The 22,887-nt window shown below is 70.9% G+C and carries 23 protein-coding genes; 15 read left to right on the top strand and 8 right to left on the bottom strand.

Features of this window, described 5'->3' with window-relative positions; all coding sequences use genetic code 11:
* Window positions 1–50: 50 nt before the first annotated feature.
* The 3 genes from dprA (at window position 51) to ACWD5D_RS21170 (ending at window position 2,968) form a co-directional block, all read left to right on the top strand.
* On the top strand, window positions 51–1,151 hold the full coding sequence (gene dprA, locus ACWD5D_RS21180; RefSeq protein WP_451374347.1) for a DNA-processing protein DprA: 1,101 nt from the start codon (window positions 51–53) through the stop codon (window positions 1,149–1,151).
* 343 nt (window positions 1,152–1,494) lie between these two features.
* On the top strand, window positions 1,495–2,337 hold the full coding sequence (whiG, locus tag ACWD5D_RS21175; RefSeq protein ID WP_451374272.1) for an RNA polymerase sigma factor WhiG: 843 nt from the start codon (window positions 1,495–1,497) through the stop codon (window positions 2,335–2,337).
* A gap of 73 nt (window positions 2,338–2,410) precedes the next feature.
* On the top strand, window positions 2,411–2,968 hold the full coding sequence (locus tag ACWD5D_RS21170) for a TetR/AcrR family transcriptional regulator (RefSeq protein WP_451374346.1): 558 nt from the start codon (window positions 2,411–2,413) through the stop codon (window positions 2,966–2,968).
* A gap of 22 nt (window positions 2,969–2,990) precedes the next feature.
* Here ACWD5D_RS21170 and ACWD5D_RS21165 read toward each other — a convergent pair whose 3' ends face one another.
* Window positions 2,991–3,584 carry a peptidoglycan DD-metalloendopeptidase family protein gene (locus ACWD5D_RS21165; RefSeq protein WP_451374345.1) on the bottom strand — a complete coding sequence of 198 codons (594 nt, stop codon included), beginning with the start codon at window positions 3,582–3,584 and terminating at the stop codon, window positions 2,991–2,993.
* Between the two features lie 296 nt (window positions 3,585–3,880).
* Between ACWD5D_RS21165 and rpsB the strand changes: the two genes are divergently transcribed.
* The 5 genes from rpsB (at window position 3,881) to ACWD5D_RS21140 (ending at window position 8,777) form a co-directional block, all read left to right on the top strand.
* A complete protein-coding gene (gene rpsB / locus ACWD5D_RS21160; protein ID WP_451374271.1) occupies window positions 3,881–4,795 on the top strand; it encodes a 30S ribosomal protein S2 in 915 nt (304 codons plus the stop codon).
* Between the two features lie 175 nt (window positions 4,796–4,970).
* Window positions 4,971–5,807, top strand: coding sequence for a translation elongation factor Ts (gene tsf / locus ACWD5D_RS21155; RefSeq protein WP_451374270.1), 837 nt, complete (start codon window positions 4,971–4,973; stop codon window positions 5,805–5,807).
* A gap of 192 nt (window positions 5,808–5,999) precedes the next feature.
* Window positions 6,000–6,758: a UMP kinase gene (gene pyrH, locus ACWD5D_RS21150; protein WP_451374269.1), complete on the top strand. Its 759-nt coding sequence runs from the start codon at window positions 6,000–6,002 to the stop codon at window positions 6,756–6,758.
* Window positions 6,759–6,948: 190 nt separating this feature from the next.
* Window positions 6,949–7,506, top strand: a complete 558-nt coding sequence (frr, locus tag ACWD5D_RS21145) for a ribosome recycling factor (RefSeq protein ID WP_132889831.1) — start codon at window positions 6,949–6,951, stop codon at window positions 7,504–7,506.
* A complete protein-coding gene (locus ACWD5D_RS21140) occupies window positions 7,506–8,777 on the top strand; it encodes a phosphatidate cytidylyltransferase (RefSeq protein WP_451374268.1) in 1,272 nt (423 codons plus the stop codon). Before frr ends, ACWD5D_RS21140 begins: the two co-directional genes overlap by 1 nt.
* Window positions 8,778–8,901: 124 nt before the next feature.
* On the opposite strand, the gene ACWD5D_RS21135 is transcribed toward ACWD5D_RS21140, so the two are convergent.
* The 3 genes from ACWD5D_RS21135 to ACWD5D_RS21125 form a co-directional block, all read right to left on the bottom strand.
* Window positions 8,902–9,315, bottom strand: coding sequence for an ATP-binding protein (locus tag ACWD5D_RS21135; RefSeq protein ID WP_451374267.1), 414 nt, complete (start codon window positions 9,313–9,315; stop codon window positions 8,902–8,904).
* A gap of 225 nt (window positions 9,316–9,540) precedes the next feature.
* Complete coding sequence (locus ACWD5D_RS21130) at window positions 9,541–10,332, bottom strand: anti-sigma factor family protein (RefSeq protein WP_451374266.1); 792 nt, start codon at window positions 10,330–10,332, stop codon at window positions 9,541–9,543.
* Between the two features lie 25 nt (window positions 10,333–10,357).
* Complete coding sequence (locus tag ACWD5D_RS21125) at window positions 10,358–10,960, bottom strand: sigma-70 family RNA polymerase sigma factor (protein WP_451374344.1); 603 nt, start codon at window positions 10,958–10,960, stop codon at window positions 10,358–10,360.
* 337 nt (window positions 10,961–11,297) lie between these two features.
* On the opposite strand from ACWD5D_RS21125, the gene ACWD5D_RS21120 reads away from it, so the two are divergent.
* The 7 genes from ACWD5D_RS21120 (at window position 11,298) to ACWD5D_RS21090 (ending at window position 19,210) form a co-directional block, all read left to right on the top strand.
* Window positions 11,298–11,837: a cupredoxin domain-containing protein gene (locus ACWD5D_RS21120; RefSeq protein WP_451374265.1), complete on the top strand. Its 540-nt coding sequence runs from the start codon at window positions 11,298–11,300 to the stop codon at window positions 11,835–11,837.
* Window positions 11,834–12,823, top strand: coding sequence for a metallophosphoesterase family protein (locus ACWD5D_RS21115; RefSeq protein WP_451374264.1), 990 nt, complete (start codon window positions 11,834–11,836; stop codon window positions 12,821–12,823). Before ACWD5D_RS21120 ends, ACWD5D_RS21115 begins: the two co-directional genes overlap by 4 nt.
* A 491-nt stretch (window positions 12,824–13,314) precedes the next feature.
* Entirely contained in the window at window positions 13,315–14,421 is a 1,107-nt protein-coding gene (gene rlmN / locus ACWD5D_RS21110; protein WP_451374263.1) for a 23S rRNA (adenine(2503)-C(2))-methyltransferase RlmN, read from the top strand.
* Window positions 14,422–14,631: 210 nt separating this feature from the next.
* The gene (locus ACWD5D_RS21105; protein ID WP_451374262.1) at window positions 14,632–15,705 is read left to right on the top strand and encodes a thiamine ABC transporter substrate-binding protein; all 1,074 of its coding nucleotides are present in this window, start codon (window positions 14,632–14,634) and stop codon (window positions 15,703–15,705) included.
* A 59-nt stretch (window positions 15,706–15,764) separates the two neighbouring features.
* Window positions 15,765–17,366, top strand: a complete 1,602-nt coding sequence (locus ACWD5D_RS21100; RefSeq protein ID WP_451374261.1) for an ABC transporter permease — start codon at window positions 15,765–15,767, stop codon at window positions 17,364–17,366.
* A complete protein-coding gene (locus ACWD5D_RS21095) occupies window positions 17,366–18,388 on the top strand; it encodes an ABC transporter ATP-binding protein (protein WP_451374260.1) in 1,023 nt (340 codons plus the stop codon). The genes ACWD5D_RS21100 and ACWD5D_RS21095 overlap by 1 nt, the downstream gene beginning before the upstream one ends.
* A 24-nt stretch (window positions 18,389–18,412) precedes the next feature.
* On the top strand, window positions 18,413–19,210 hold the full coding sequence (locus tag ACWD5D_RS21090; RefSeq protein WP_451374259.1) for a maleylpyruvate isomerase family mycothiol-dependent enzyme: 798 nt from the start codon (window positions 18,413–18,415) through the stop codon (window positions 19,208–19,210).
* A gap of 108 nt (window positions 19,211–19,318) precedes the next feature.
* Here the strand turns inward: ACWD5D_RS21090 and ACWD5D_RS21085 are convergent, their stop codons facing one another.
* The 4 genes from ACWD5D_RS21085 to ACWD5D_RS21070 all read right to left on the bottom strand — a co-directional run bounded on the left by ACWD5D_RS21085 (window position 19,319) and on the right by ACWD5D_RS21070 (window position 22,825).
* Window positions 19,319–20,011: an LAETG motif-containing sortase-dependent surface protein gene (locus ACWD5D_RS21085; protein ID WP_451374258.1), complete on the bottom strand. Its 693-nt coding sequence runs from the start codon at window positions 20,009–20,011 to the stop codon at window positions 19,319–19,321.
* A gap of 187 nt (window positions 20,012–20,198) precedes the next feature.
* The gene (locus ACWD5D_RS21080) at window positions 20,199–20,612 is read right to left on the bottom strand and encodes a VOC family protein (RefSeq protein ID WP_451374257.1); all 414 of its coding nucleotides are present in this window, start codon (window positions 20,610–20,612) and stop codon (window positions 20,199–20,201) included.
* A gap of 105 nt (window positions 20,613–20,717) precedes the next feature.
* The gene (locus tag ACWD5D_RS21075) at window positions 20,718–22,103 is read right to left on the bottom strand and encodes a hypothetical protein (RefSeq protein ID WP_451374256.1); all 1,386 of its coding nucleotides are present in this window, start codon (window positions 22,101–22,103) and stop codon (window positions 20,718–20,720) included.
* Entirely contained in the window at window positions 22,085–22,825 is a 741-nt protein-coding gene (locus tag ACWD5D_RS21070; protein WP_451374255.1) for an ABC transporter ATP-binding protein, read from the bottom strand. The genes ACWD5D_RS21075 and ACWD5D_RS21070 overlap by 19 nt, the downstream gene beginning before the upstream one ends.
* Between the last annotated feature and the right edge of the window lie 62 nt (window positions 22,826–22,887).

Here is a 22,887-nt window from a genome sequence, read left to right as displayed (position 1 = left end):
GAGCCGATCCGGACGGCGAGCTGCTCGGGCGGGTGTTCCTCGCCCGGGTGATGGAGCCCGGGGACGAGGTCGGGGGGCGGTGGTTGAGGGAGTTCGGGGTGCGGGAGGTGGTGCGGCGGTTGCGCGAGGGAGGGGATGTGCTGCCGGGCGTGAGCGGGACCCGGTGGGGAGGGCTGGTGGCGCGGGCCGGGCGGGCCGAGCCGGAGCGGGATCTGGAGGTGGCGCGCGCCGCGGGGATGAGGTTCGTGTGCCCGGGGGACGCGGAGTGGCCGGGACAGCTCGACGACCTGGGGGACGGGCGGCCCATCGGGCTGTGGGTCCGCGGGGTGCCCAGTCTGCGGATGTGGGCGCTCAGGTCCGTGGCCGTCGTCGGAGCACGCGCCTGCACCGAGTACGGCGCCCATACCGCCGCCTCCCTCTCCGCGGGTCTGGCCGAGCGGGGCTGGGTCGTCGTGTCCGGGGGCGCGTACGGGATCGACGGGGCCGCCCACCGCGGCGCCCTCGCCGTCGGCGGAGCCACCGTCGCCGTCCTGGCCTGCGGCGTCGACCGCCCCTACCCGCGCGGCCACACCGCGCTGATCAGCAGGATCGCGGAACAGGGGCTGGTGGTGGGCGAGTTGCCGCCGGGCGACCATCCGACTCCGAGCCGGTTCATCCTGCGCAACAGAGTGATCGCGGCGCTCACCGTGGGCACCGTCGTCGTGGAGGCCGCGTGCCGCAGCGGTTCCCTGGTCACCGCGCGGGCCGCCCAGCGCCTGGGCAGGTTCACCATGGGCGTGCCCGGCCCCGTCACCAGCGGCCTGTCCACCGGCGTGCACGAACTGCTGCGCGGCGAGGCGGTCCTCGTCACCGACGCCGCGGAGGTCGTCGAGCTCGTGGGTGACATCGGTGAGCTGGCCCCGCCCCGGCGCGGCCCCGTCCTCCCACGGGATCTGCTGGAACCGGCGGCCCGAACCGTCCTCGCCGCCCTGCCCGGCGACCGTGCGGCCCCCGCCGAGGACATCGCCGCCGACGCGCGGACCACCCGGGACGAGGCGATCGCGAGGCTGTACGAGCTTCGAGCGCTTGGTTACGTCGAACGACACGGCGATGGCTGGAAGTTGACACGCCAGGCCCTGACGTCGGTCCGGCAGGGGCGCGGCCGTTGCTGACCGAGCGTGTTCGGCCGTCCGGGGGAACGCCCTACGCCCTTGGGTTTTCCCGGAGTTGGCACCCTTTCGCGGTCACACAGAGCGAGACGCGGAGTGCGATGGCGCGACCGGCGGACGCGCCCCGCGCGCGGGTGGAGCCTCGTTGTTCGCACACCGCGACTCCTCAGTCACGCTACGCTCACGAAGGTTCGGGCGCAGACCGCTCCAACTCGACATCGGACCGACAGCTCCCCCAGGTGGCCCACTTCGCCCCACGACCTTTCAGTTCCTTTCACTTCGCACCGCACCGCAGCACTTCAGAGCACTTCACGGCACTTCACGGCAGAACGGCACAAGGCGACGAATGCCCCAGCACACCTCCGGGTCCGACCGGGCGGCGATCCCCCCAGCCGCCCGCGACGGTGGCAGCATGCGGCCGCCCGCTCCCTCGACGCTCGACGAACTGTGGCGGTCGTACAAGGCCACGGGGGACGACCGGCTGCGGGAGCAGCTGATCCTGCACTACTCGCCGCTGGTCAAATACGTGGCCGGACGGGTGAGCGTCGGTCTGCCGCCCAACGTGGAGCAGGCCGACTTCGTGTCCTCCGGGGTGTTCGGGCTGATCGACGCGATCGAGAAGTTCGACATCGACCGGGAGATCAAGTTCGAGACGTACGCGATCACCCGGATCCGGGGCGCCATGATCGACGAGCTGCGGGCGCTGGACTGGATTCCCCGGTCGGTGCGGCAGAAGGCGCGCAACGTCGAGCGTGCCTACGCCACGCTGGAGGCGCGGCTGCGGCGCACGCCGACGGAAGGAGAGGTCGCCGGCGAACTGGGCATGGAGGTCGACGAGCTCCACGCCGTCTTCAGCCAGCTGTCGCTGGCCAACGTGGTCGCCCTCGAGGAACTGCTGCACGTCGGCGGCGAGGGCGGGGACCGGCTCAGCCTCATGGACACCCTGGAGGACACCGCCGCCGACAACCCGGTGGAGGTGGCCGAGGACCGCGAGCTGCGACGCTTCCTGGCGCGGGCGATCAACACGCTGCCCGACCGGGAGAAGACCGTGGTCACGCTGTACTACTACGAGGGGCTCACGCTCGCCGAGATCGGCAACGTGCTCGGGGTCACCGAGAGCCGGGTCAGCCAGATCCACACCAAGTCGGTGCTCCAGCTCCGGGCCAAGCTGGCCGCCTTCGGCCGCTGAGGGCGCCGAGTCCTCCCTTCCGCGGTGGGGTGTCCGTAAAGTGGTCGGCGTGCCAAGGATTCGAGCGGCCTCCGTGGCCGAGCACCGGTCGATGCAGCGAGCCGCCCTGTTGGACGCGGCCCGGTCATTGCTGTCCGAGGGCGGGACGGAGGCGCTGACCTTCCCCGCGCTGGCCGAACGCACGGGGCTCGCGCGGTCCTCCGTCTACGAGTACTTCCGGTCGCGGGCCGCCGTGGTCGAGGAACTGTGCGAGGTCGACTTCCCGCTCTGGGCGGCGGACGTCGCGGCGGCGATGGAGGGCGCGGACTCGGCCGAGGGCAAGATCGAGGCGTACGTGCGGCAGCAACTGGCCCTGGTGGGGGACCGGCGGCACCGGGCCGTCGTGGCGATCTCCGCGAGCGAGCTGGACGCGGGGGCCCGGGAGAAGATCCGGGCCGCGCACGGAGGACTCGTCGCGATGATCGTCGAGGCGCTGGCGGACATGGGGCACGGGCAGCCCCGGCTGGCGGCGATGCTTCTCCAGGGTGTCGTGGACGCGGCGGTGCGGCGGATCGAGCTGGGGGCGGCGGAGGAGCCTTCGGCGATCACGGACGCGGCCGTCGCCATGGCACTGCGGGGTGTGAAGGGCTGAGGCCGGGCGGGATCGGCCACGGCTACCCGGGCACTCCCAGCACCGGCAGCAGTCTCGACGGTCCCCTCCACAGCAGCCACGGTGGGAGCAGGGACAGCGGGTCCAGATAGGTCTCGCCTCTGAGCAGGCCCCAGTGCACGCACGTACGGGGACAGTGCGATCCCGTGGCCTCGACGGTGCCCACCACCTCGCCCACCCCCACCCGATCCCCCTTCCGTACCGAGGGACTCACCGGTTCGTACGTCGTCCGGAGGTCCGTCCCGGCCAGCTCCACGGACACCACGCCCCGCCCCGCCACCCGGCCGGCGAAGGTCACCCGGCCGGCCGCCACCGCCCGTACCGCAGCGCCGGGCGGTGCGGCCAGGTCCACGCCGCGGTGCCCGGGGCCGTAGACCGTCGCCGGTGGTTCCCAGCCCCGCAGCACCACGGGGCGGACACCCACCGGCCAGACGCGGGCGACCGCCGGGACCGGGGTTCGCCCGGTCGGGTGCGGAGCCGGAGCCGGTGTGGGTGACGCGGGCGCGGTGTCCGCCCGGGCCGGCGGCATGAGTACGAGCGCGGCCAGGGCCAGAAGCAGTCCCGCCCACACGCCCACGCGCCGCGGCACCCGTCGCATCGTCGATCGCATCGCTCGTCCCATGCGAGAACCGTCCCGCAACCCGCCGATCATGGCCGGGAAGTGTGGACCACTCACCGGTTGTGGACAGCCGCGTCACCCGGTGCCCCGCCGGTCCCGTACACTTCTTCTGGCGATCCGGGTCACCGGGTCGACTTCGCACGCCCCGATACGAGATCCGGAGACGGTTCGTATCAGCGCCCCTCGGTCCTTCGTGGCACGGCGCATCGCGGGCGTCAGGCGCGGGATCCGTCCGGAACCCGCGGCACAACCGAGAAATTCAAGGAGATACGGCCATGGCCGTCGTCACGATGCGGGAGCTGCTGGAGAGCGGCGTCCACTTCGGTCACCAGACCCGTCGCTGGAACCCGAAGATGAAGCGCTTCATCTTCACCGAGCGCAACGGCATCTACATCATCGACCTGCTCCAGTCGCTGTCGTACATCGACCGCGCCTACGAGTTCGTCAAGGAGACCGTCGCCCACGGCGGCACGGTCATGTTCGTCGGCACGAAGAAGCAGGCGCAGGAGGCCATCGCCGAGCAGGCCACCCGCGTCGGCATGCCCTACGTCAACCAGCGCTGGCTGGGCGGCATGCTCACCAACTTCTCCACCGTCTACAAGCGTCTGCAGCGCCTCAAGGAGCTCGAGCAGATCGACTTCGAGGACGTCGCCGCGTCCGGTCTGACCAAGAAGGAGCTTCTCGTGCTCTCGCGCGAGAAGGCCAAGCTGGAGAAGACCCTCGGTGGTATCCGCGAGATGCAGAAGGTGCCCAGCGCCGTCTGGATCGTGGACACCAAGAAGGAGCACATCGCGGTCGGCGAGGCCCGGAAGCTCAACATCCCGGTCGTCGCCATCCTCGACACCAACTGTGACCCCGACGAGGTCGACTACAAGATCCCGGGCAACGACGACGCGATCCGCTCCGTCACCCTGCTCACCCGCGTGATCGCCGACGCCGTCGCCGAGGGCCTCATCTCCCGCTCTCGCGTCGCCACCGGCGACAAGGGCGAGAAGGCCGCGGGCGAGCCGCTCGCCGAGTGGGAGCGCGACCTGCTCGAGGGTGAGAAGAAGGACGAGGCTCCGGCCGCCGAGGCCGTTGCCGAGGCCCCCGCCGCCGAGGCTCCGGCCGCCGAGGTTCCGGCTGCCGAGGTTCCGGCTGCTGAGGCCCCCGCTGCCGAGGCTCCGGCCGCCGAGGGCGAGCAGGCCTGACGCCAGCGTTGACGGCGGGGGCGGTACCGCATCCGACAGCGCCTCCGGCGCGGTGAAGTCCGCCCCCGCTGTTCATCCGTAGGTCGGCACGGTGTCCGTGATCCGTGGCTACATGTGGATCACTGACCGTGCGGATCTCCGATCTGCCAAGACTTCGAGAAAGACTCACAGACTCATGGCGAACTACACCGCCGCCGACGTCAAGAAGCTCCGTGAGCTCACCGGCGCCGGCATGATGGACTGCAAGAAGGCGCTGGACGAGGCCGAGGGCAACGTCGAGAAGGCCGTCGAGGCACTGCGCATCAAGGGCCAGAAGGGCGTCGCCAAGCGCGAGGGCCGCTCCGCCGAGAACGGCGCCGTGGTCTCCGTCATCGCCGACGACAACTCCTCCGGCGTCATCGTCGAGCTGAAGTGCGAGACGGACTTCGTCGCCAAGGGCGAGAAGTTCCAGGCCGTGGCCCAGACCATCGCCGAGCACGTCGCCAAGACCTCCCCGGCCGACATCGAGGCCCTGCTGGCCTCCGAGATCGAGCCCGGCAAGACGGTCCAGGCGTTCGTGGACGAGGCCAACGCCAACCTGGGCGAGAAGATCGTGCTGGACCGCTTCGCGCAGTTCGCCGACGGCTTCGTGCTCGCCTACATGCACCGCACGATGCCCGACCTGCCCCCGCAGATCGGTGTCCTCGTCGAGCTCGACAAGCCGAACGCCGAGGTCGCCAAGGGCGTCGCCCAGCACATCGCCGCCTTCGCGCCGAAGTACCTCTCCCAGGAGGAGGTGCCGGCCGACGTCGTCGAGTCCGAGCGCCGCATCGCCGAGGAGACCACCCGCGCCGAGGGCAAGCCCGAGGCCGCGATCGCCAAGATCGTCGAGGGGCGCGTCAACGGCTTCTACAAGGACGCCACGCTGCTCGGCCAGCCGTACGCGCTGGACAACAAGAAGTCGGTCCAGAAGGTTCTGGACGAGGCCGGTGTGACCCTGAAGCGCTTCTCGCGCATCAAGGTCGGCATCTGAGTCCGTACCGCGATCGACGCCAGACCCCGATAGGGTCGACAGCAGCCGTCCGCGCACACCGCCGCACCCAGGCACGTGGCGGACGGCAGCAGATCTGACGAGGAGGCCATTGCCGCGCATGGGAGCGAAAAGCGACCCCAACCGGCAATGGCCTTCTTCGTATGTGCAACACGTGAAAGAGGCGGGATCCCCATGACCACCAAGGCCCAGAAGAACGACGACGGCAAAGTACACGGCCGGTTTCTGTTGAAGCTGTCCGGAGAGGCCTTCTCCGGTGGCGGGGGCCTCGGCGTGGACCCCGACGTGGTGCACAAGATCGCCCGCGAGATCGCGGCCGTCGTGCGTGACGGTGCCCAGGTCGCGGTCGTCATCGGCGGCGGCAACTTCTTCCGTGGCGCCGAGCTGCAGCAGCGCGGCATGGACCGGGCGCGCTCCGACTACATGGGCATGCTCGGCACCGTCATGAACTGCCTCGCCCTCCAGGACTTCCTGGAGAAGGAGGGCATCGACAGCCGGGTGCAGACCGCCATCACCATGGGCCAGGTCGCCGAGCCCTACATCCCGCTGCGTGCCGTGCGCCACCTGGAGAAGGGCCGCGTGGTCATCTTCGGCGCCGGTATGGGCATGCCGTACTTCTCCACCGACACCACCGCCGCCCAGCGCGCCCTGGAGATCGACGCCGAGGCGCTGCTCATGGGCAAGAACGGCGTGGACGGGGTCTACGACTCCGACCCGAAGGCCAACCCCGACGCCGTCAAGTTCGACGCCCTCGGCTACGGCGAGGTCATCACCCGCGACCTCAAGGTCGCCGACGCCACCGCCATCACGCTCTGCCGCGACAACAAGCTCCCGATCCTCGTGTTCGAACTGCTCGCCGAGGGCAATATCGCGCGGGCCGTCAAGGGTGAGAAGATCGGCACGCTCGTGGGTGACCAGGACAGCCGGGCCTGACCGGCATACCCCCTTCGCCCGGGGTGCGGGTGCGCCACCTGTCCGGGGGACGGACGGGACGCACCCAGGCCGGGGGATGGACAATGTCCTGCCGGTCGGGAACCGTGCAGGAAGAAGACGCGACGCAGCCGGCCGCCGCCCGATCGAGGAACCGCAGCCGGGCCTTACTCAAGACACGCAGGAGCAAGTGGTGATCGAAGAGACCCTCCTCGAGGCCGAGGAGAAGATGGAGAAGGCCGTCGTGGTCGCCAAGGAGGACTTCGCCGCGATCCGCACCGGCCGTGCGCACCCGGCGATGTTCAACAAGATCGTGGCCGACTACTACGGTGCGCCGACGCCGATCAACCAGCTGGCTTCGTTCTCCGTGCCGGAGCCGCGCATGGCCGTCGTCACGCCGTTCGACAAGACCGCGCTGCGCAACATCGAGCAGGCGATCCGCGACTCCGACCTGGGCGTCAACCCGAGCAACGACGGCAACATCATTCGCGTGGTGTTCCCCGAGCTCACCGAGGAGCGCCGCCGCGACTACATCAAGGTCGCCAAGGGCAAGGCCGAGGACTCCCGGGTGTCCATCCGTTCCGTGCGCCGCAAGGCCAAGGACGCCATCGACAAGCTGATCAAGGACGGCGAGGTCGGCGAGGACGAGGGCCGTCGTGCGGAGAAGGAGCTGGACGACACCACCGCGAAGTACGTCGCCCAGGTGGACGAGCTCCTGAAGCACAAGGAAGCGGAGCTGCTCGAAGTCTGATGAGCGACTCTTCCTGGGGAGCACCGCCGTCGGCGGGGCAGGCCGGATACTGGGGGCCCACCGCTGGTGGGCCCGCCCAGGGGGCTGCCCCGGCGGGTCCCGCATACGATGCGCCTGAGGCGCAGCAGACTCGCCCCATGCCCGTCGTGCCCGAGTACGACGGCGGCCAGGACGAGGACCGGGGGGCCGCTCGGCTGAGCGGCCCCTTGTTCCGAGACGAGACGCAGCACGTCCCGCAGCAGGCGCCGTACGAGCCGCAGTGGACGTCGTACGAGCCGCACCGGACGCCCTACGGCCCCCAGCACTCGTACCGGGCAGCAGAGCAGACGCATCACGCATCGCAGCATCCGACGCCGAACCCGACGCCGAACCCGACGCCGAGCCCCACCCAGAGTCCCTCGCAGAATCCGGAGCCCATGCCCGACGCCCCACAGCCGGCGCCCGCGCCGCAGAAGAAGAGCGCGGGCCGTGACCTGAGCGCGGCCATAGGGGTCGGCGTCGGGCTCGGTGTGGTGATCCTCGCGTCCCTGTTCGTCGTCAAGGCCGTGTTCGTCGGTGTGGTGGCGGTGGCCGTGGTCGTCGGCCTGTGGGAGCTGACCAGCAGGCTGCAGGAGCGCAAGGGCATCAAGGCGCCGCTGGTGCCGCTCGCGGTGGGCGGAGCGGCGATGGTCGTCGCCGGGTACGTGCGCGGCGCCGAGGGCGCGTGGGTGGCCATGGCGCTGACGTCCCTCGCGGTGCTGGTCTGGCGCATGACGGAACCGCCGGAGGGCTACCTCAAGGACGTCACGGCCGGTGTCTTCGCCGCGTTCTACGTGCCGTTCCTCGCCACGTTCGTCGCGATGATGCTCACCGCCGACGACGGCCCCTGGCGGGTCCTGACCTTCCTGCTCCTGACGGTCGTCAGCGACACCGGCGCCTACGCCGTCGGCTGGCGCTTCGGCAGGAAGAAGCTCGCTCCGCGCATCAGCCCCGGCAAGACCCGTGAAGGCCTGCTGGGCGCGGTCCTGTTCGCGATGGTCGCGGGCGCGCTGTGCATGCGGTTCCTGATCGACGACGGCACCTGGTGGCAGGGGCTCCTGCTCGGCCTCGCCGTCGCGGTCAGCGCCACCCTGGGCGACCTCGGCGAGTCCATGATCAAGCGGGACCTGGGCATCAAGGACATGGGCACCTTGCTCCCGGGCCACGGCGGCATCATGGACCGGCTGGACTCCCTGCTTCCGACAGCCCCCGTGGTCTGGCTTCTGCTGGTGCTCTTCGTCGGCAGCGGCTGATCCCACGCCGCGCGCGACACGGATCGCGGGCCCCACCCGAGCACAGGGCGGGGCCCGTTGCCGTACCCGAGCGAGGACCGGACGGCGTCACGATCCGGTCGAGCCGGCAGCCCCCGGGGGCCGGTCATGCCGAGCACCGGAGGCAGGCGCGGACTTCCCGGCCACTGCGCGTCTGGTGGATCTCCGTCGACTGCGCGAGGTGCATGACGATGCCGGTGCCGCGGCCGTGTTCGTCCGGGGCGACGTCGTGCGGAGCGCGCTCCACCGCGGTTCCCGAGTCACTGACCATGATGGACAGGGTGCCGTGGTCGAGGACGAGTACCAACGTCATGCGCTCGCGGCCGTACTGGGCGGCGTTGGCGGTGAGTTCGTCGACGATGAGAACGGCGGAGTCACGCTCGCTCTCGGGAACGCTCCAGCACTGCAGCAGATCCGCCGTGAAGTGGCGCGCGGCGGACACATGCGCCTCCCGTGCGGGCAGGGTCAGCGTCGCCCGTTGGGAGCAGGGCCGTGAGCCGGTGCGCTCGGAATCGGTCACATACATGGTCTTCTGGCTCTTCTGTGTGGGTGCGGAGGCTGGACCAAGACGGGGACCGCCGGGAAGTCGGAGGCGGTCGGTACGCCGGAACCTGTGATGAGCGCTCACCCATTACTACGCACGACGAGGGGCATAAGGTTCGAGGTATTTGCACCTTTTGCGCGTTTTCTCTGCTTCTCTGCCTCGCGGCTCCCGGTTGCCCGGTGTGGCGGGTTCCGGCTGACCTCACGCCCGGATCGTGACCAGCTTCTGTCCGTTCCCGGCGATGATCTCGAAGTGCTCGATGGCTCCCGGAGCCAAGGGGATCGCCCCTGGAATCCTCGTTCCGGCCGGATACTCGCCGGCCCGCCAGGTGGCGGCGTCCGCCCTGGTCCCGCCGGGCCCGATCGCCTGCAGGTGGCAGATCACGCCGGCCGGGGCGCCATGGGCCGAGACCTGCAGGACGCTGCCCCAGGCCGAGGGGAAGACCTTCACCGAGGCGGTGACACCGGTGGTGGAATCGCTGCCGGAGAAGGTGCGCGACGGAGTCGGCGCGACGGGTCCGGGCTGATTGCCCTGACCTGTCACGAATGTGCTGGTCGCCAGCCAGGTGCCGCCGACCGCTGCCGCAGCGACCAGCAGCAGGGAGGCGGTCGCGCCGGCCAGTTGCAACCGCCAGGTCCTGCGGCGCCTGGCGGCGGCCTGCTGAAGCAACCTGTCGATCAGCCCTGTCCCGGGGTCCTGGGGTGCCGTCGAGATGTCGGACGGTGCCCGCGGTGTGCCCTGGACACTCTCGGCCGCCCGCCGTACCAACCGGTCGGCCGGATCCTCGTGGCCGGCGGGCACCGCCGGGCCTGCCGCTTCGGCCGCGGTGACCGTCGCGAGCAGCGCCGGAAGTCCGGCCAGCTGCTCGTGCTCCGCCCGGCATGCGTCGCATGTCGCCAGGTGGGTGCGCACCTGTTCCGTTTCGGCCGGGGACAGCGCGCCCAGGACGTACCCTCCCAGCGCCATCCGCAGGGCGTCGTGGTCCGTGTTCATGGACGGCACCTCCTCCAAGCCTCGGTCATGGCTCGATGCCCCGTTCCTGCAGCGCAAGCCGGAGGGCGTGCAGGGCGTAGTACGTCCGCGACTTGACGGTGCCGAGCGGGATGCCGAGCACGTCCGCGGCCTCCGCCATGGTGCGGCCCCGGTAGTACGTCTCGACCAGTACGGCGCGGTGGTCCGGGGACAGCGTCCGGATGGCGTCGGCCACCGCCCAGCTCTGCAGTGCCTGCTCGATCTGGTCCTCGCCCACCGTCTGCTCGGCGAGCCGCTCCAGGGCCTCGCCGCCGGTCTCCGCCGGCCTGGCGCGCCGTGCCCGGTGGGCGTCGATGACCAGGTGCCGGGCGACCGTGAACAGCCAGGCCCGGGCAGGACCGCGCCGTGGCTCGAACGAGGCGGGGTGCTGCCACGCTCTCAAGAGCGTCTCCTGTACGACATCCTCGGCCCACTGCCGGTCTCCTGACGTCAGGCGCAGCGCGTAGTGGAAGAGGGGACCCGCGTGCTCGGCATAGAGAGTGCGGATCAGCTCCTCGTCCGTGGCCGCAATAGTCCCTTCACCAGTGACACGGCGCGCGGAGCGATCCGTATCGGCTGTTCGGCCACGTTTGCGAGCACTCCATGGCATAAGTCGATCGTTACGCATATGCGTTCTTTTGTCGTGTCGCGTGCGGCGGGGTGCCTGTGCTGAGGGGTTCCGCCTCGGGGGGCGCAAGGAAAGTCGGCAAAAGGTGCGTATCGGTCGAACCGACCGGTGCCTGCGCCCGTGAAGTCAGACAAGAACAGAGACACACGGCACATCGCCGACGAGCGTCGCCGCACAGCCGCCGCAACGTGAACCCCCGCCCCGCCGGGCCCGTCGCGGGACGCGCGGCCGTCACACGCGGACCCCGCGTGCGTCAGCCCGCCGCGCTTGCTCGGCCGCCCACCTTCCCCCTCTTCCCGACCGGTGAGGAACCACCACCATGTACTCGAACATTGGTCATCTCGGCAGGCGATCACGCGTCGCGGCCGGGCTCGCAGCCGTGACGACAGCCACCCTGGGACTCCTGAGCGCGTGCGGCCAGTCCCCGCACTCCCCCGCGGCCGGCGCCATCGCGCCCGGCCCCGGCCAGCGTCAGGTGGCCGGGATGCCCGGTGCCTCGGCGCCGGGGCATGCGGCGAGTACCGCGCCCGGCGCCCCGCCGATGCCCAGCATGAGCATGCCCATGAGCTCGCCGAAGACGGGCGCGGCCGACGCGCCGGTGACGGGAGACGCCGTGGCGATCAAGAACTTCGCGTTCTCCCCGGCCACGCTGAAGGTCACCGCGGGCACGACGGTGACCTGGACCAACCAGGACACCGACGCCCACACCGTCACCAGCACCGGAGCGGGCGGACCGATGCACTCGCCCGCTCTGGCCACCCACGCCACCTACAGCTACCGGTTCACCAAGCCGGGCACCTACGCATATCTCTGCACCATTCATCCCTTCATGACGGCCAAGGTGGAGGTGACCCGATGACCGGGTACCGTGAGGCTCAGGATCCCGTCCAGGACGGCGCCGCCGACCAGCCCGATGGGGAATACGGCATGACACGGCGTCAACTCATGCGGCACGCGGGATGGTTCGGCGGGGCCGTGGTGCTGAGCGTGGCCGGCGGAGAGGTGATCAGTCACGTCGCCGGTTCCCGGGGGAGCGTCGCCGAGGCCGCCGCGCACGACACCGGCACCCTGCGGTTCGTGCAGGTCTCCGACAGCCACATCGGCTTCCACGGGCCGGCGAACATGGACGTGGCCGGCTCGTTCGCCGAAGCGATCGGCCAGGTCAACACGCTCGGCTTCCGGCCCGACTTCGTCATGCACAGCGGTGACCTGACACACCTGTCCACGACGGACCAGTTCGACCAGGTCAGGCAGATGTTGACCAGGCTGCGGACGGACCGCGTCTTCACCGTGCCCGGCGAGCACGACTCCATCGGCGACGCGGGCCGCGCGTACCGGAAGATCTTCGGCCAGGGCACGCTCGGCGACGGCTGGTACAGCTTCGACACCCACGGTGTGCACTTCATCGCCCTGGTCAACACCTTGAGCCTGGAAAAGCTGGGCCACCTCGGCACCGAGCAGATCGACTTCGTACGCAAGGACCTGGCGGGGCTGTCGTCGGACACCCCCATCGTGGTCTTCAGCCACATCCCGCTGTTCGCCATGTACCCCCGGTGGGGCTGGAGCACGGACGACGCGTTGAAGGTGATCGCGCTCCTGCGCCGGTTCTCCTCGGTGACCTGCCTCAACGGACACGTCCACCAGTTGTTCACCAAGACGGAGGGCAACATCACCTTCCACACCGCCACCACCACCGCCTACCCACTGCCGAAACCGGGCCGGGCCCCCGCCCCCACTCCCCAGGTCGTGCCCGCCCGACAGCTCAAGGCCGCGCTCGGCATCCGCACCGTGGGCTATCGGCAGGGCGACCGGGAGCTGGCGGTCAAGGACGAGAGGCTGGCATGAAGCAGGAGGCCGGTATGAAGTAGGAGGCCGGCAGGAAGCAAGGGGCCGGCATGGGTCGCGCGGCGGACCGGCCAGGAAGATCCACCTGGTGTCCGACGGCCGTACTCCGCCTCGTGGCCGTCCTCGTCCGAAGGGCGCAGCTCCGTCACTTGTCCGCTCGGTAGAGCTTGATGGCAGACCAGGCACTCGAGCCAGACTTCCCCCAGTGCTGCACGTACCGGCTTCGCCATCGATTGAACGCCCCCGTCCTTGCCGTGTGGACAGAACGAGACTACGTGGCAGCGCGAGCCGCTCACGTCCGGCAGTGCTGTCTGGCGCGGGCTGACGAAAGCGGCGGCCACCTGATGTACTCCTGGTTCACCTCATTCGGGCACCTCACAGGCTGGGCCGTCCCCAGGCCGTCCGAGGTCGCTCAGTGACGACCAGTGACGACAGTCGTGGCGACCGACACCCTCAGGTCACCCAATTGGATCTGAGACACTGGTACAGCCATGCCTAAGCCCGGAGAACTCACTTTCGTCGCCCCGCGCGGAGCCAAGAAGCCGCCGCGGCACCTCGCCGACCTCTCGCCCGCCGAGCGCAAGGACGCGGTGGCCGAGATCGGGGAGAAGCCGTTCCGCGCCAAGCAGCTCTCGCAGCACTACTTCGCGCGATACGCGCACGACCCCGAGCAGTGGACCGACATCCCGGCCGGTTCGCGCGAGAAGCTGCGCGAGGCGCTGCTTCCCGACCTGATGACGGTCGTACGGCATCTGTCGACCGACGAGGGGGAGACCCGCAAGACGCTGTGGCGGCTGTTCGACGGGACGCTCGTCGAGTCGGTGCTGATGCGCTACCCGGACCGGGTCACCATGTGCATCAGCTCGCAGGCGGGATGTGGGATGAACTGCCCGTTCTGCGCGACCGGGCAGGCGGGTCTGGACCGGAACCTGTCCACCGCCGAGATCGTCCACCAGATCGTGGACGGCATGCGGGCGCTGCGGGACGGCGAGGTCCCCGGCGGACCCGCGCGGCTGTCCAACATCGTCTTCATGGGGATGGGCGAGCCGCTCGCCAACTACAAGCGGGTCGTCGGCGCCATCCGCGCGCTCACCGATCCCGCCCCGGACGGGCTCGGGCTCTCGCAGCGCGGCATCACGGTCTCGACGGTCGGCCTCGTGCCCGCCATCCACCGGTTCGCCGACGAGGGTTTCAAGTGCCGGCTCGCCATCTCCCTGCACGCTCCGGACGACGAACTGCGCGACACGCTCGTCCCCGTGAACACGCGGTGGAAGGTGCGCGAGGTGCTGGACGCCGGGTTCGAGTACGTGGAGAAGTCCGGGCGCCGGCTCTCCATCGAGTACGCGCTCATCCGCGACATCAACGACCAGGCCTGGCGCGGTGACCGGCTCGGGCGGCTGCTCAGGGGCAAGCCCGTGCACGTCAACCTCATTCCGCTGAACCCGACTCCCGGCTCCAAGTGGACCGCCTCGCGCCCCGAGGACGAGAAGGCGTTCGTGGAGGCCATCGCCGCCCACGGCGTTCCGGTGACCGTCCGGGACACCCGCGGTCAGGAGATCGACGGGGCCTGTGGACAGCTCGCGGCCACCGAGCGGTAATCTGGCCGGGTTCGATTACGTCACTCACATCTTCATATTCCGACAGGGGAGCGCCACAGCGCTGAGAGTGCGGCAATCGGGCCGCAGACCCTCTGAACCTCGCCCAGGTCATTCTGGGTAGGAAGTTCGGTCATCACTCAAGCTGTCGTGCCCAGCCCGGGTATCCGGGCGGGGCCGCGTTCTTCCTGGCCAACCCCAGGAGGACATCCAGTGCACAACAAGACGTTCGTGGCCGTGGCCGTCGGGCTCGGTCTCGTCACGCTGTCCGCGTGCGGGTCGACGGACACCGCGTCACCCAAGGACTCCAAGACCGTCACCGTCGTCAGCCACGACTCGTGGGCCGTCTCCAAGAACGTGCTCAAGGACTTCGAGAAGCGGTCCGGGTACAAGGTGCGGGTCCTCAAGGACGGCGACGCCGGACAGGCCGTCAACAAGGCCGTCCTGACCAAGGACAACCCGCAGGGCGACGTCTTCTTCGGCGTCGACAACACCCTGCTGTCCCGCGCCCTCGACAACGGGCTCTTCCAGCCGTACGAGGCGAAGGGCCTGGACACGGTCGACGCCGCCTACCAGCTCGACGCGGGCAAGCACCGCGTCACGCCCGTCGACCACGGCGACATCTGCGTCAACTACGACAAGGCGTACTTCAGCAAGCACAAGCTGACCCCGCCGCAGACCTTCGCCGACCTCGCCAAGCCCGCGTACAAGAACCTCCTCGTCACCGAGAACGCGGCCACCTCCTCTCCCGGCCTCGGCTTCCTGCTCGGCAGCGCCGCGCAGTACGGCGACACCGGCTGGCAGGGCTACTGGAAGAAGCTCAAGGCCAACGGTGTCAAGGTCGTCGACGGCTGGGAGCAGGCCTACTACCAGGAGTTCTCCGGTTCCTCCGAGGGGAAGAAGGCCGGCGGCGAGCGGCCGCTCGTGGTGTCGTACGCCTCCTCCCCGCCCGCCGAGGTCATCTACGCCAAGAAGCGGCCCAGCACCGCCCCGACCGGGGTGTCGAACGGCACCTGCTTCCGGCAGGTCGAGTTCGCCGGGCTGCTGAGCAACGCGAAGAACACCGAGGGCGGCAAGGCGTTCCTCGACTTCCTGGTCTCCAAGGAGTTCCAGCAGGACATGCCGCTGAACATGTTCGTGTACCCGGTGGTCAAGGGCGCCGCCGTCCCCGCCGACTTCACGAAGTACGGGCCGGCCGCCGCGCACCCCGAGACGATGGCCCCCGACAAGATCGCCGCCAACCGCGACCAGTGGGTCAAGGCGTGGACGTCGCTCGTACTGAAGTAGCCGCTCCCACGGAAGCGGCCGTCGGAAACCGGCGCGGGAGCGCGGCGCGGCTGGGGCTCATGGCCCTGCCCGTCGCGTTCTTCGCCGTGTTCTTCGCCTGGCCCGTCACCGCGATCGTCACACGCGGGCTGAAGGCGGACGGCATCTGGCGGTTCGGGCGGATCGCGGACGTCGTCACGCAGCCCGACATCCGGCACGTGCTGTGGTTCACCGCCTGGCAGGCGCTCGCCTCCACCGCGCTCACCCTGCTGCTCGCGCTGCCCGCCGCCTACGTCTTCGCCCGGCTCGACTTCCCGGGCAAGCAACTGCTGCGGGCCGTGGTCACGGTGCCGTTCGTGCTGCCGACCGTGGTCGTCGGCACCGCCTTCCTGGCGCTGGTCGGAAACAACGGGCTGCTGGACGAAGTGTGGGGCGTACGCCTGGACACCACGGTGTGGGCGATCCTGCTGGCGCACGTCTTCTTCAACTACGCGGTCGTCGTCCGCACGGTCGGCGGGCTGTGGGCGCAGCTCGACCCCCGGCAGGAGCAGGCCGCCCGGATGCTGGGCGCCGCCCCGCTGACGGCCTGGCGGAAGGTCACCCTCCCGGCCCTCGCCCCGGCCGTGGGCGCCGCCGCGCTGATGGTGTTCCTGTTCACCTTCACCTCCTTCGGCGTGGTCCAGATCCTCGGCGGGCCCACCTTCTCCACCCTCGAAGTGGAGATCTACCGGCAGACCTCCGAGATGTTCGACCTCTCCACGGCCGCGGTCCTCACCCTCGTCCAGTTCGTCGCGGTCGGCGCGATCCTCGCCGTGCACGCCTGGACGGTACGGCGGCGGGAGAGCGCCCTGCGCCTGGTGGACGCCTCCGTCACCGCCCGCCGGCCGCGCGGCGCCGGGCAGTGGACACTGCTCGCCGGGGTCCTCGTCACGATCGCGCTGCTGCTGGTGCTTCCGCTCGCCGTGCTCGTGCGGCGCTCCCTCGACGCGCCCGGCCTCGGCTACTACCGGGCGCTGACCGACTCCGACGGCGGCACCTTCCTGGTGGCGCCGCTGCACGCCGTGTGGACGTCCCTGGAGTACGCCGTCGCCGCCACCGCCATCGCCGTGCTGATCGGAGGCCTCGCCGCCGCCGCGCTGGCCCGCCGGGACGCGGGACGGCTGGTGCGCGGCTTCGACGCGCTGCTGATGCTGCCGCTCGGCGTGTCCGCCGTGACCGTCGGCTTCGGCTTCCTGATCGCGCTGGACAAGCCGCCGCTGGACCTCAGGCAGTCCTGGATCCTCGTCCCGCTCGCACAGGCGCTGGTGGGCGCCCCCTTCGTCGTACGGACCATGCTGCCCGTGCTGCGCGCGGTGGACGGACGGCTGCGGGAGGCGGCGGCCGTGCTCGGGGCCTCGCCCTGGCGGGTGTGGCGGGAGGTCGATCTGCCGCTGGTGCGGCGGGCGTTGCTGGTCGCCGCCGGGTTCGCCTTCGCCGTGTCCCTCGGCGAGTTCGGGGCCACCGTGTTCATCGCCCGGCCCGACAACCCGACGCTCCCGGTCGCCGTGGCCCGGCTGCTGAGCCGTCCCGGCGACCTCAACTACGGCCAGGCAATGGCCCTTTCGACCATTCTGATGGTGGTGTGCGCCGCGGCGCTGCTCGTGCTGGAGCGGCTGCGCACGGACCGGACGGGGGAGTTCTGATGCTGCTGAGCCTCGACGCCGCGACCGTGCGCTTCGGCGGACGGCCCGTGCTCGACGCCGTCGGCCTGGACGTCGCCGAGCACGAGGTGGTGTGCGTGCTCGGGCCCAGCGGCAGCGGGAAGTCCACCCTGCTCAGGGCCGTGGCCGGCCTCCAACAGCTGGACTTCGGACGGGTGTTGCTCGACGGCCGCGACCAGGCGGGCGTGCCCGCGCACCGGCGGGGCGTCGGGCTGATGTTCCAGGACCATCAGCTCTTCCCGCAGCGGGACGTCGGCGGCAACGTGGCGTTCGGGCTGCGGATGCACGGGGTGCCGAAGGGCGAACGGGAAGCCGAGGTCGGGAAGTTGCTGGAGCTGGTCGGGCTGCCCGGCGCCGCCGGGCGGGCCGTGGCCGCGCTGTCCGGGGGCGAGCAGCAGCGGGTGGCCCTCGCGCGGGCGCTGGCACCCCGGCCCCGGCTGCTGATGCTCGACGAGCCCCTCGGTCAGCTGGACCGCTCGCTGCGGGAGCGGTTGGTGGTCGAACTCCGTGAACTGTTCGGCCGGTTGGGGACGACCGTGCTCGCCGTCACGCACGACCAGGGCGAGGCCTTCGCGCTGGCCGACCGGGTGGTGGTGATGCGGGACGGCCGTATCGCCCAGTCCGGGACGCCGCTGGAGGTCTGGCAACGGCCCGCGGACGAGTTCGTGGCCCGCTTCCTCGGCTTCGACAACGTGGTCCCGGCGACCGTCGCGGACGGGGCGGCGGACACCCCGTGGGGCAAGCTGCCCGTGCCCGACGGCTCGCCCCGGGGCAGCCGGCCGCTGCTGGTCCGGCCCGCCGGGGTACGGCTCGTGGCCGCCGACGAGGGCCTGCCCTGCACGGTGACCGCCCGCACCTTCCGGGGCACCCATGTCGCCGTCCGCCTGCGGCCCCGGGACGGCGGCCCGCTCCTGGAGGCGGCCTGCGCGCTCCGGGACGCGCCGGAGGCCGGAGCCGAGGCGGGCGTCACGTTCGACGCGGCCGAGATCGTCGTGCTCGGGTGATCGTCATGCCCCTAGGGTGAGGACATGACCTTGCTCACGCACGACCGCTACTGCGATGAAATCGCCCTACAGGTAGGCCGGTTGAGGGACATCGTGACCTCCGGCACGGATCTCGCCGCCACCGTGCCGACCTGCCCGGACTGGTCCCTGGAGAAGCTCGTACGCCACACGGGCGGCGCTCTGCGCTGGGTGACCGCGATCGTGGAGAACCGGGCGCAGGAGAACATCCCGCCCGAGCGGGTGCCGGGCGGCGGCGGACCGGAGCAACGGGGCGACGCGAAGGCCCTGGACGCGTGGCTGGCGGAGACCGGGGAACGGGTCGTCGCCGCGCTGCGCGAGGCCGGCCCCGACACCGAGGTGTGGTCCTGGTCGGGGAACCCCGACACCGCCTTCTGGGCCCGGCGCATGACGCATGAGATCACCGTGCACCGCGCCGACGCCGCGCTCACGGCCGGCGTGCCCTACGAGGTGGCGCCCGAGATCGCTGCCGACACGGTGGACGAATGGCTCGAGCTCATGGAGTGGGCCCAGCGCACCGGCGCCCTTCCGCAGGCGGAGGAGCTGCGGGGCCCCGGCCGCAGCATCCATCTGCACCCCACCGACGCCGCCCCGGAGTTGAACGCCGAGTGGATCATCGAGCTGGGGGAGGAGGGCCTCGGCTGGCGCCGCGGCCACGAGAAGGCCACCGTCGCCCTGCGCGGCCCGCTCACCTCGGTCCTGCTCGCCTTCTACCGGCGGCTGCCGCTGGACGCCCCCGGCCTCGAAGTGCTGGGCGAGCGCGAGGTGCTGGAGTTCTGGCTGGAGCACTCCAGCTTCGGCTGACCACGGCCGCGGGCGGTCCCGGCTCCCGACGAACACAACTGCGGCCCGTCCCCCGGGGATACGGGGACGGGCCGCAGCGTTTACCGAGCGGTGTCGCGAAGTACGGCGTCAGCCGCCGTTCTTCGCCCCACGACGGCGCATGCCGAAGAAGACCGCGCCACCGCCGACGACGACCAGCGCGCCCGCGACACCGGCGACGAGGCCGGTGTTGGAGTTCGCACCGGTCTCGGCGAGGTTCGAGTCACCGGTCGCCGGGGACGGAGCGTTGTCGCCGGGCGTGGCGGCCGGGGCGGGGGTGCTCTCGGACGCCGACGGGGTCGGGGCCGGGGTGCTCTTCGACGGCTGCGGCGACGGGGTGGCCGGCGGAGTCGGAGTCGGGGACTCCTCCTTCTTGCAGGCCGTGGACGGGGTCACCAGGTCCTGCTTGTCCTGCTTGATGTCCTCGTCGACAGCGTTGCCGGCCTTGACGTGAACGCGGTACGTCGCGTTCGGCTGCCAGTCCTCGGAGAAGGTGACCGGGACGCCCTCGGTAGATCCCTTGACCTCCTGCGGCTGACCGACCTGCGTCTCGACACCGGCCACGCTCTTGCGGAACACGGTGATGACCGCCGGCGTGCCGGAGGGGTCCTTGTCCAAGACGACGATGACGCCCTTGTCACCGTCGCACTTGGCCTCGGCGGAGAACTCACTGATGTTGCATGCGAGCGCCTGGCCGGCGACCCCGAGGGCCAGTGCGGCGGAAGCGGAGGCAACACCAAGAACGCGCACGGAACGACGTGCGCCACGACGAGATATGGACAACGTTTGTCCTTTACAGAGTGCATAACTGCGGGGGGTTGAGGGGCAGCTGGGGCGCCGGATGAGAGACGGGGCCCCAACTCCCCCAAGAGGCTCACAGGTTTATAAGCGCTCTGTAAGAACTGTCAACGCATATGCCACCTAGGGCCGTTGACTTTACTCTTTTGTTAGCCGCCGGGACGTTTGGGGCTCAGCCCTGGGCCTGGACCGCGGCCGGGTCCATCCACATGACCTCCCAGGTGTGGCCGTCGAGGTCGTCGAACGAGCGGCCGTACATGAAGCCGTGGTCCTGGGGCTCGCTGTGCACGGTGCCGCCGGCCGCGAGCGCCTTGTCCACGAGCTCGTCCACCTTCTCGCGGCTCTCGGCGCTCAGGCACAGGAGCACCTCGCTCGCCTTCGTGGAGTCGACCAGCTCCTTCTGCGTGAACTGGGACCAGTGCTGCTTCGTCATGAGCATCGCGACGATGGTGTCGCTGATCTGGACACACGCACAGTCGTCGTTGCTGAACTGCGGGTTGATCGTGTAGCCCAGCTCGGTGAAGAACTTCTTCGTGGCGGCGACGTCGTTGGTGAGCAGGTTCACGAAGATCATCTGCTGGTACATCGAGGGTCACTCCCTGTGGTCCGTGCGCTTGTCGTCGTTCGCTTGGATAGACGCCGGGCCGCCGTGAAAATCATCGGCGGCCCGCAAAATTTTTTTCGGACAACTTCAGCGCGCGAGCACGGCCAGGTTCGCGATCACCAGCGTGAGCGGGACGAAGAGGGCGAGCAGGGCGCCCGCGCGGAGGGCGGCGGCGCTGCGCAGCATCGTGGCCGGGGCGCCCAGGCGCAGAAGGGCGGCGGTGGTGTCGGCGCGCGACTGGCGGGCCTCGACGGCGGCCGTCAGCAGGGTCGCCAGCGTGCAGCCGGAGACCACCAGCAGACCGAGTGTGGTCAGCGGCCCGAAGGAGGGGGTGAAGCCGTCGTACCGGGCGGTCATGGCGAAGGTGGCGGAGGCCACCGCGCAGACCACGCCCAGCGGGCGGCCGATGCGCGCCGCCTCCGCCATGAGCACCCGGCCCGCCAGCAGCCTGAGCGCACCCGGGGCGGCCGACTGAAGGAGCCGCCCGCACAGGTACGTGAGCCCCGGCGCGGCCAGGACCAGTCCGAATGCGGTGACGATCCAGCCGGCCAGCACCGCGACCGCCTCGACGGGAAGGTCGGTGAGCTCGGGCGTCGGGGTGGAGCGGCCGGCGTAGGCCTGCACGGCGAGCCCGGCGGCGAGCAGGGCGATGCCCCAGGGGAGCCCCGCCGGTACCTCGCGCGCCGGCGCGGGGGCCGGGAGAACGCCGGACCAGTCGACGACCGCCTCAGGGGCGCCGGTGCCGGGGGCCTCGTCGCCGCCGTCACCGACAGCGCCGTCCTGGGGATCGGGTTCCGGGTCGGTGCCGGCCCCGGCCGTCGTCCGGGACGTGGCCGACTTCTGCCGTACGACCGTGTACCACCGAGCCCCGAACCTGCCGTACGACCCGAACGTGTCGCGCCCCGACGTGCGACCGTACGACCCGAAGCGGCCGAATCCCCGCGCCCCCCTGACCGCCGGGCGCGGGTCCCTCGGACGCAGGGAGAGCGCCACGGCCGCCGAGGCGGCCATCGGGACCAGGGCCAGCAGGGTCAGGGTCGCCGCGACCGGGAGGGACTGCTCGGAGGCGAGGAGCTGGGCGGCCGCGCCGTCGAAGGGCATGCCGTCCAGGTCGCCGCGCAGGTGCAGGAAGACCAGCAGGGCGAGCGTCGAGCCCAGGGCGCAGGCCAGCGCCGTGGTCAGACACGAGATCGCCATCAGGCGGCCGGGGCCGAGCCCCACGGCGGAGAGCCCGGGGCGGGGCCGGGTGCCGGGGTCCGTGCGGGCCACCGCGAGCGCCAGGTACACCGTGGCGGCGATCGGGACCACGCACCAGGCCAGGCGCAGCACCGCCGCGCCCGGCGTCTGGGGGTGGCCCATGGCGTAGCCGAGGGTGCCGAGCAGGAGGAAGCCGGTGCCCGCCGAGGCCCCGGCCACCAGCAGGCGGCGCAGCTGCACGGCGGGCCGGGCACGGGTCAGGCGGAGAGCGAGCACGCGGCCCGGCCCTCCGTCTCGGGAACCTCCGGCAGGTGCACGGTGTTCACGCGCCGCCCGTCCAGCATCGCGATCGCGCGGTCGGCGAGGGCGGCGGTGTCGGCGTCGTGCGTGGCGAGGACGACGGTGATGCCGTGCGAGCGGGCGGCCGTGGTGAGCGTGCGCAGCACGTGCCCGCGGTCGGCGCGGTGCAGCGGGGCCGTCGGCTCGTCGGCGAACAGCACCGTGGGCCCGGTGGCGAGGGCGCGGGCGATGGCCACGCGCTGGCGCTCCGCGTGCAGCAGCTCGTGCGGGCGCTTGCGGGAGCGGTCGCCGACGTCCAGGCGCTCCAGCCACTCCAGGGCGGCGACCTTGGCGCGGCGGCGGCTGGTGCCGCGCAGCATCAGGGGGAGCGCGGCGTTCTCCCAGACGTTCAGTTCCGGTACGAGCGCGGGGGCCGGGTCGATCCAGCCGAACCGGTCGCGGCGCAGCCGCTCACGGGCCATCGGGCCCAGGGTGTGCACGGGCGAGCTGTTGAACCAGACCTCGCCGCGCTGCGTCCGGGCGAGACCGGACAGGCAACGCAGCAGAGTCGTTTTGCCGCTGCCGCGCGGCCCGCTGACGGCGAGGATCTCGCCCTGCTGCACACCGAGCGAGACCCCGGTGATCCCGGGCGAGCCGTCGGGGTGTCTGTAGTGCAGGGAGCGTGCCCAGAGCACGTCGTTGTCCGGCGGGGCCTCCATGGCGTACACCTCGGTTCTGATCCGTTTTTCCCGTGCCTCGTCCCTCGTATGGGGGAACGAAG

The organism is Streptomyces sp. NPDC002520 (assembly GCF_053595235.1).
This window is presented reverse-complemented; position numbering and strand designations above follow the sequence as displayed.

Bases quoted from the DNA above. Each gene is read 5' to 3' on its own strand.
- dprA (WP_451374347.1), top strand. From the start codon at position 51: ATGGAGCCCGGGGACGAGGTCGGGGGGCGGTGGTTGAGGGAGTTCGGG.
- whiG (WP_451374272.1), top strand. From the start codon at position 1,495: ATGCCCCAGCACACCTCCGGGTCCGACCGGGCGGCGATCCCCCCAGCC.
- ACWD5D_RS21165 (WP_451374345.1), bottom strand. From the start codon at position 3,584: ATGCGACGGGTGCCGCGGCGCGTGGGCGTGTGGGCGGGACTGCTTCTG.
- rpsB (WP_451374271.1), top strand. From the start codon at position 3,881: ATGGCCGTCGTCACGATGCGGGAGCTGCTGGAGAGCGGCGTCCACTTC.
- tsf (WP_451374270.1), top strand. From the start codon at position 4,971: ATGGCGAACTACACCGCCGCCGACGTCAAGAAGCTCCGTGAGCTCACC.
- pyrH (WP_451374269.1), top strand. From the start codon at position 6,000: ATGACCACCAAGGCCCAGAAGAACGACGACGGCAAAGTACACGGCCGG.
- ACWD5D_RS21140 (WP_451374268.1), top strand. From the start codon at position 7,506: ATGAGCGACTCTTCCTGGGGAGCACCGCCGTCGGCGGGGCAGGCCGGA.
- ACWD5D_RS21130 (WP_451374266.1), bottom strand. From the start codon at position 10,332: ATGAACACGGACCACGACGCCCTGCGGATGGCGCTGGGAGGGTACGTC.
- ACWD5D_RS21125 (WP_451374344.1), bottom strand. From the start codon at position 10,960: ATGCCATGGAGTGCTCGCAAACGTGGCCGAACAGCCGATACGGATCGC.
- ACWD5D_RS21120 (WP_451374265.1), top strand. From the start codon at position 11,298: ATGTACTCGAACATTGGTCATCTCGGCAGGCGATCACGCGTCGCGGCC.
- ACWD5D_RS21115 (WP_451374264.1), top strand. From the start codon at position 11,834: ATGACCGGGTACCGTGAGGCTCAGGATCCCGTCCAGGACGGCGCCGCC.
- rlmN (WP_451374263.1), top strand. From the start codon at position 13,315: ATGCCTAAGCCCGGAGAACTCACTTTCGTCGCCCCGCGCGGAGCCAAG.
- ACWD5D_RS21100 (WP_451374261.1), top strand. From the start codon at position 15,765: ATGGCCCTGCCCGTCGCGTTCTTCGCCGTGTTCTTCGCCTGGCCCGTC.
- ACWD5D_RS21095 (WP_451374260.1), top strand. From the start codon at position 17,366: ATGCTGCTGAGCCTCGACGCCGCGACCGTGCGCTTCGGCGGACGGCCC.
- ACWD5D_RS21090 (WP_451374259.1), top strand. From the start codon at position 18,413: ATGACCTTGCTCACGCACGACCGCTACTGCGATGAAATCGCCCTACAG.
- ACWD5D_RS21080 (WP_451374257.1), bottom strand. From the start codon at position 20,612: ATGTACCAGCAGATGATCTTCGTGAACCTGCTCACCAACGACGTCGCC.
- ACWD5D_RS21070 (WP_451374255.1), bottom strand. From the start codon at position 22,825: ATGGAGGCCCCGCCGGACAACGACGTGCTCTGGGCACGCTCCCTGCAC.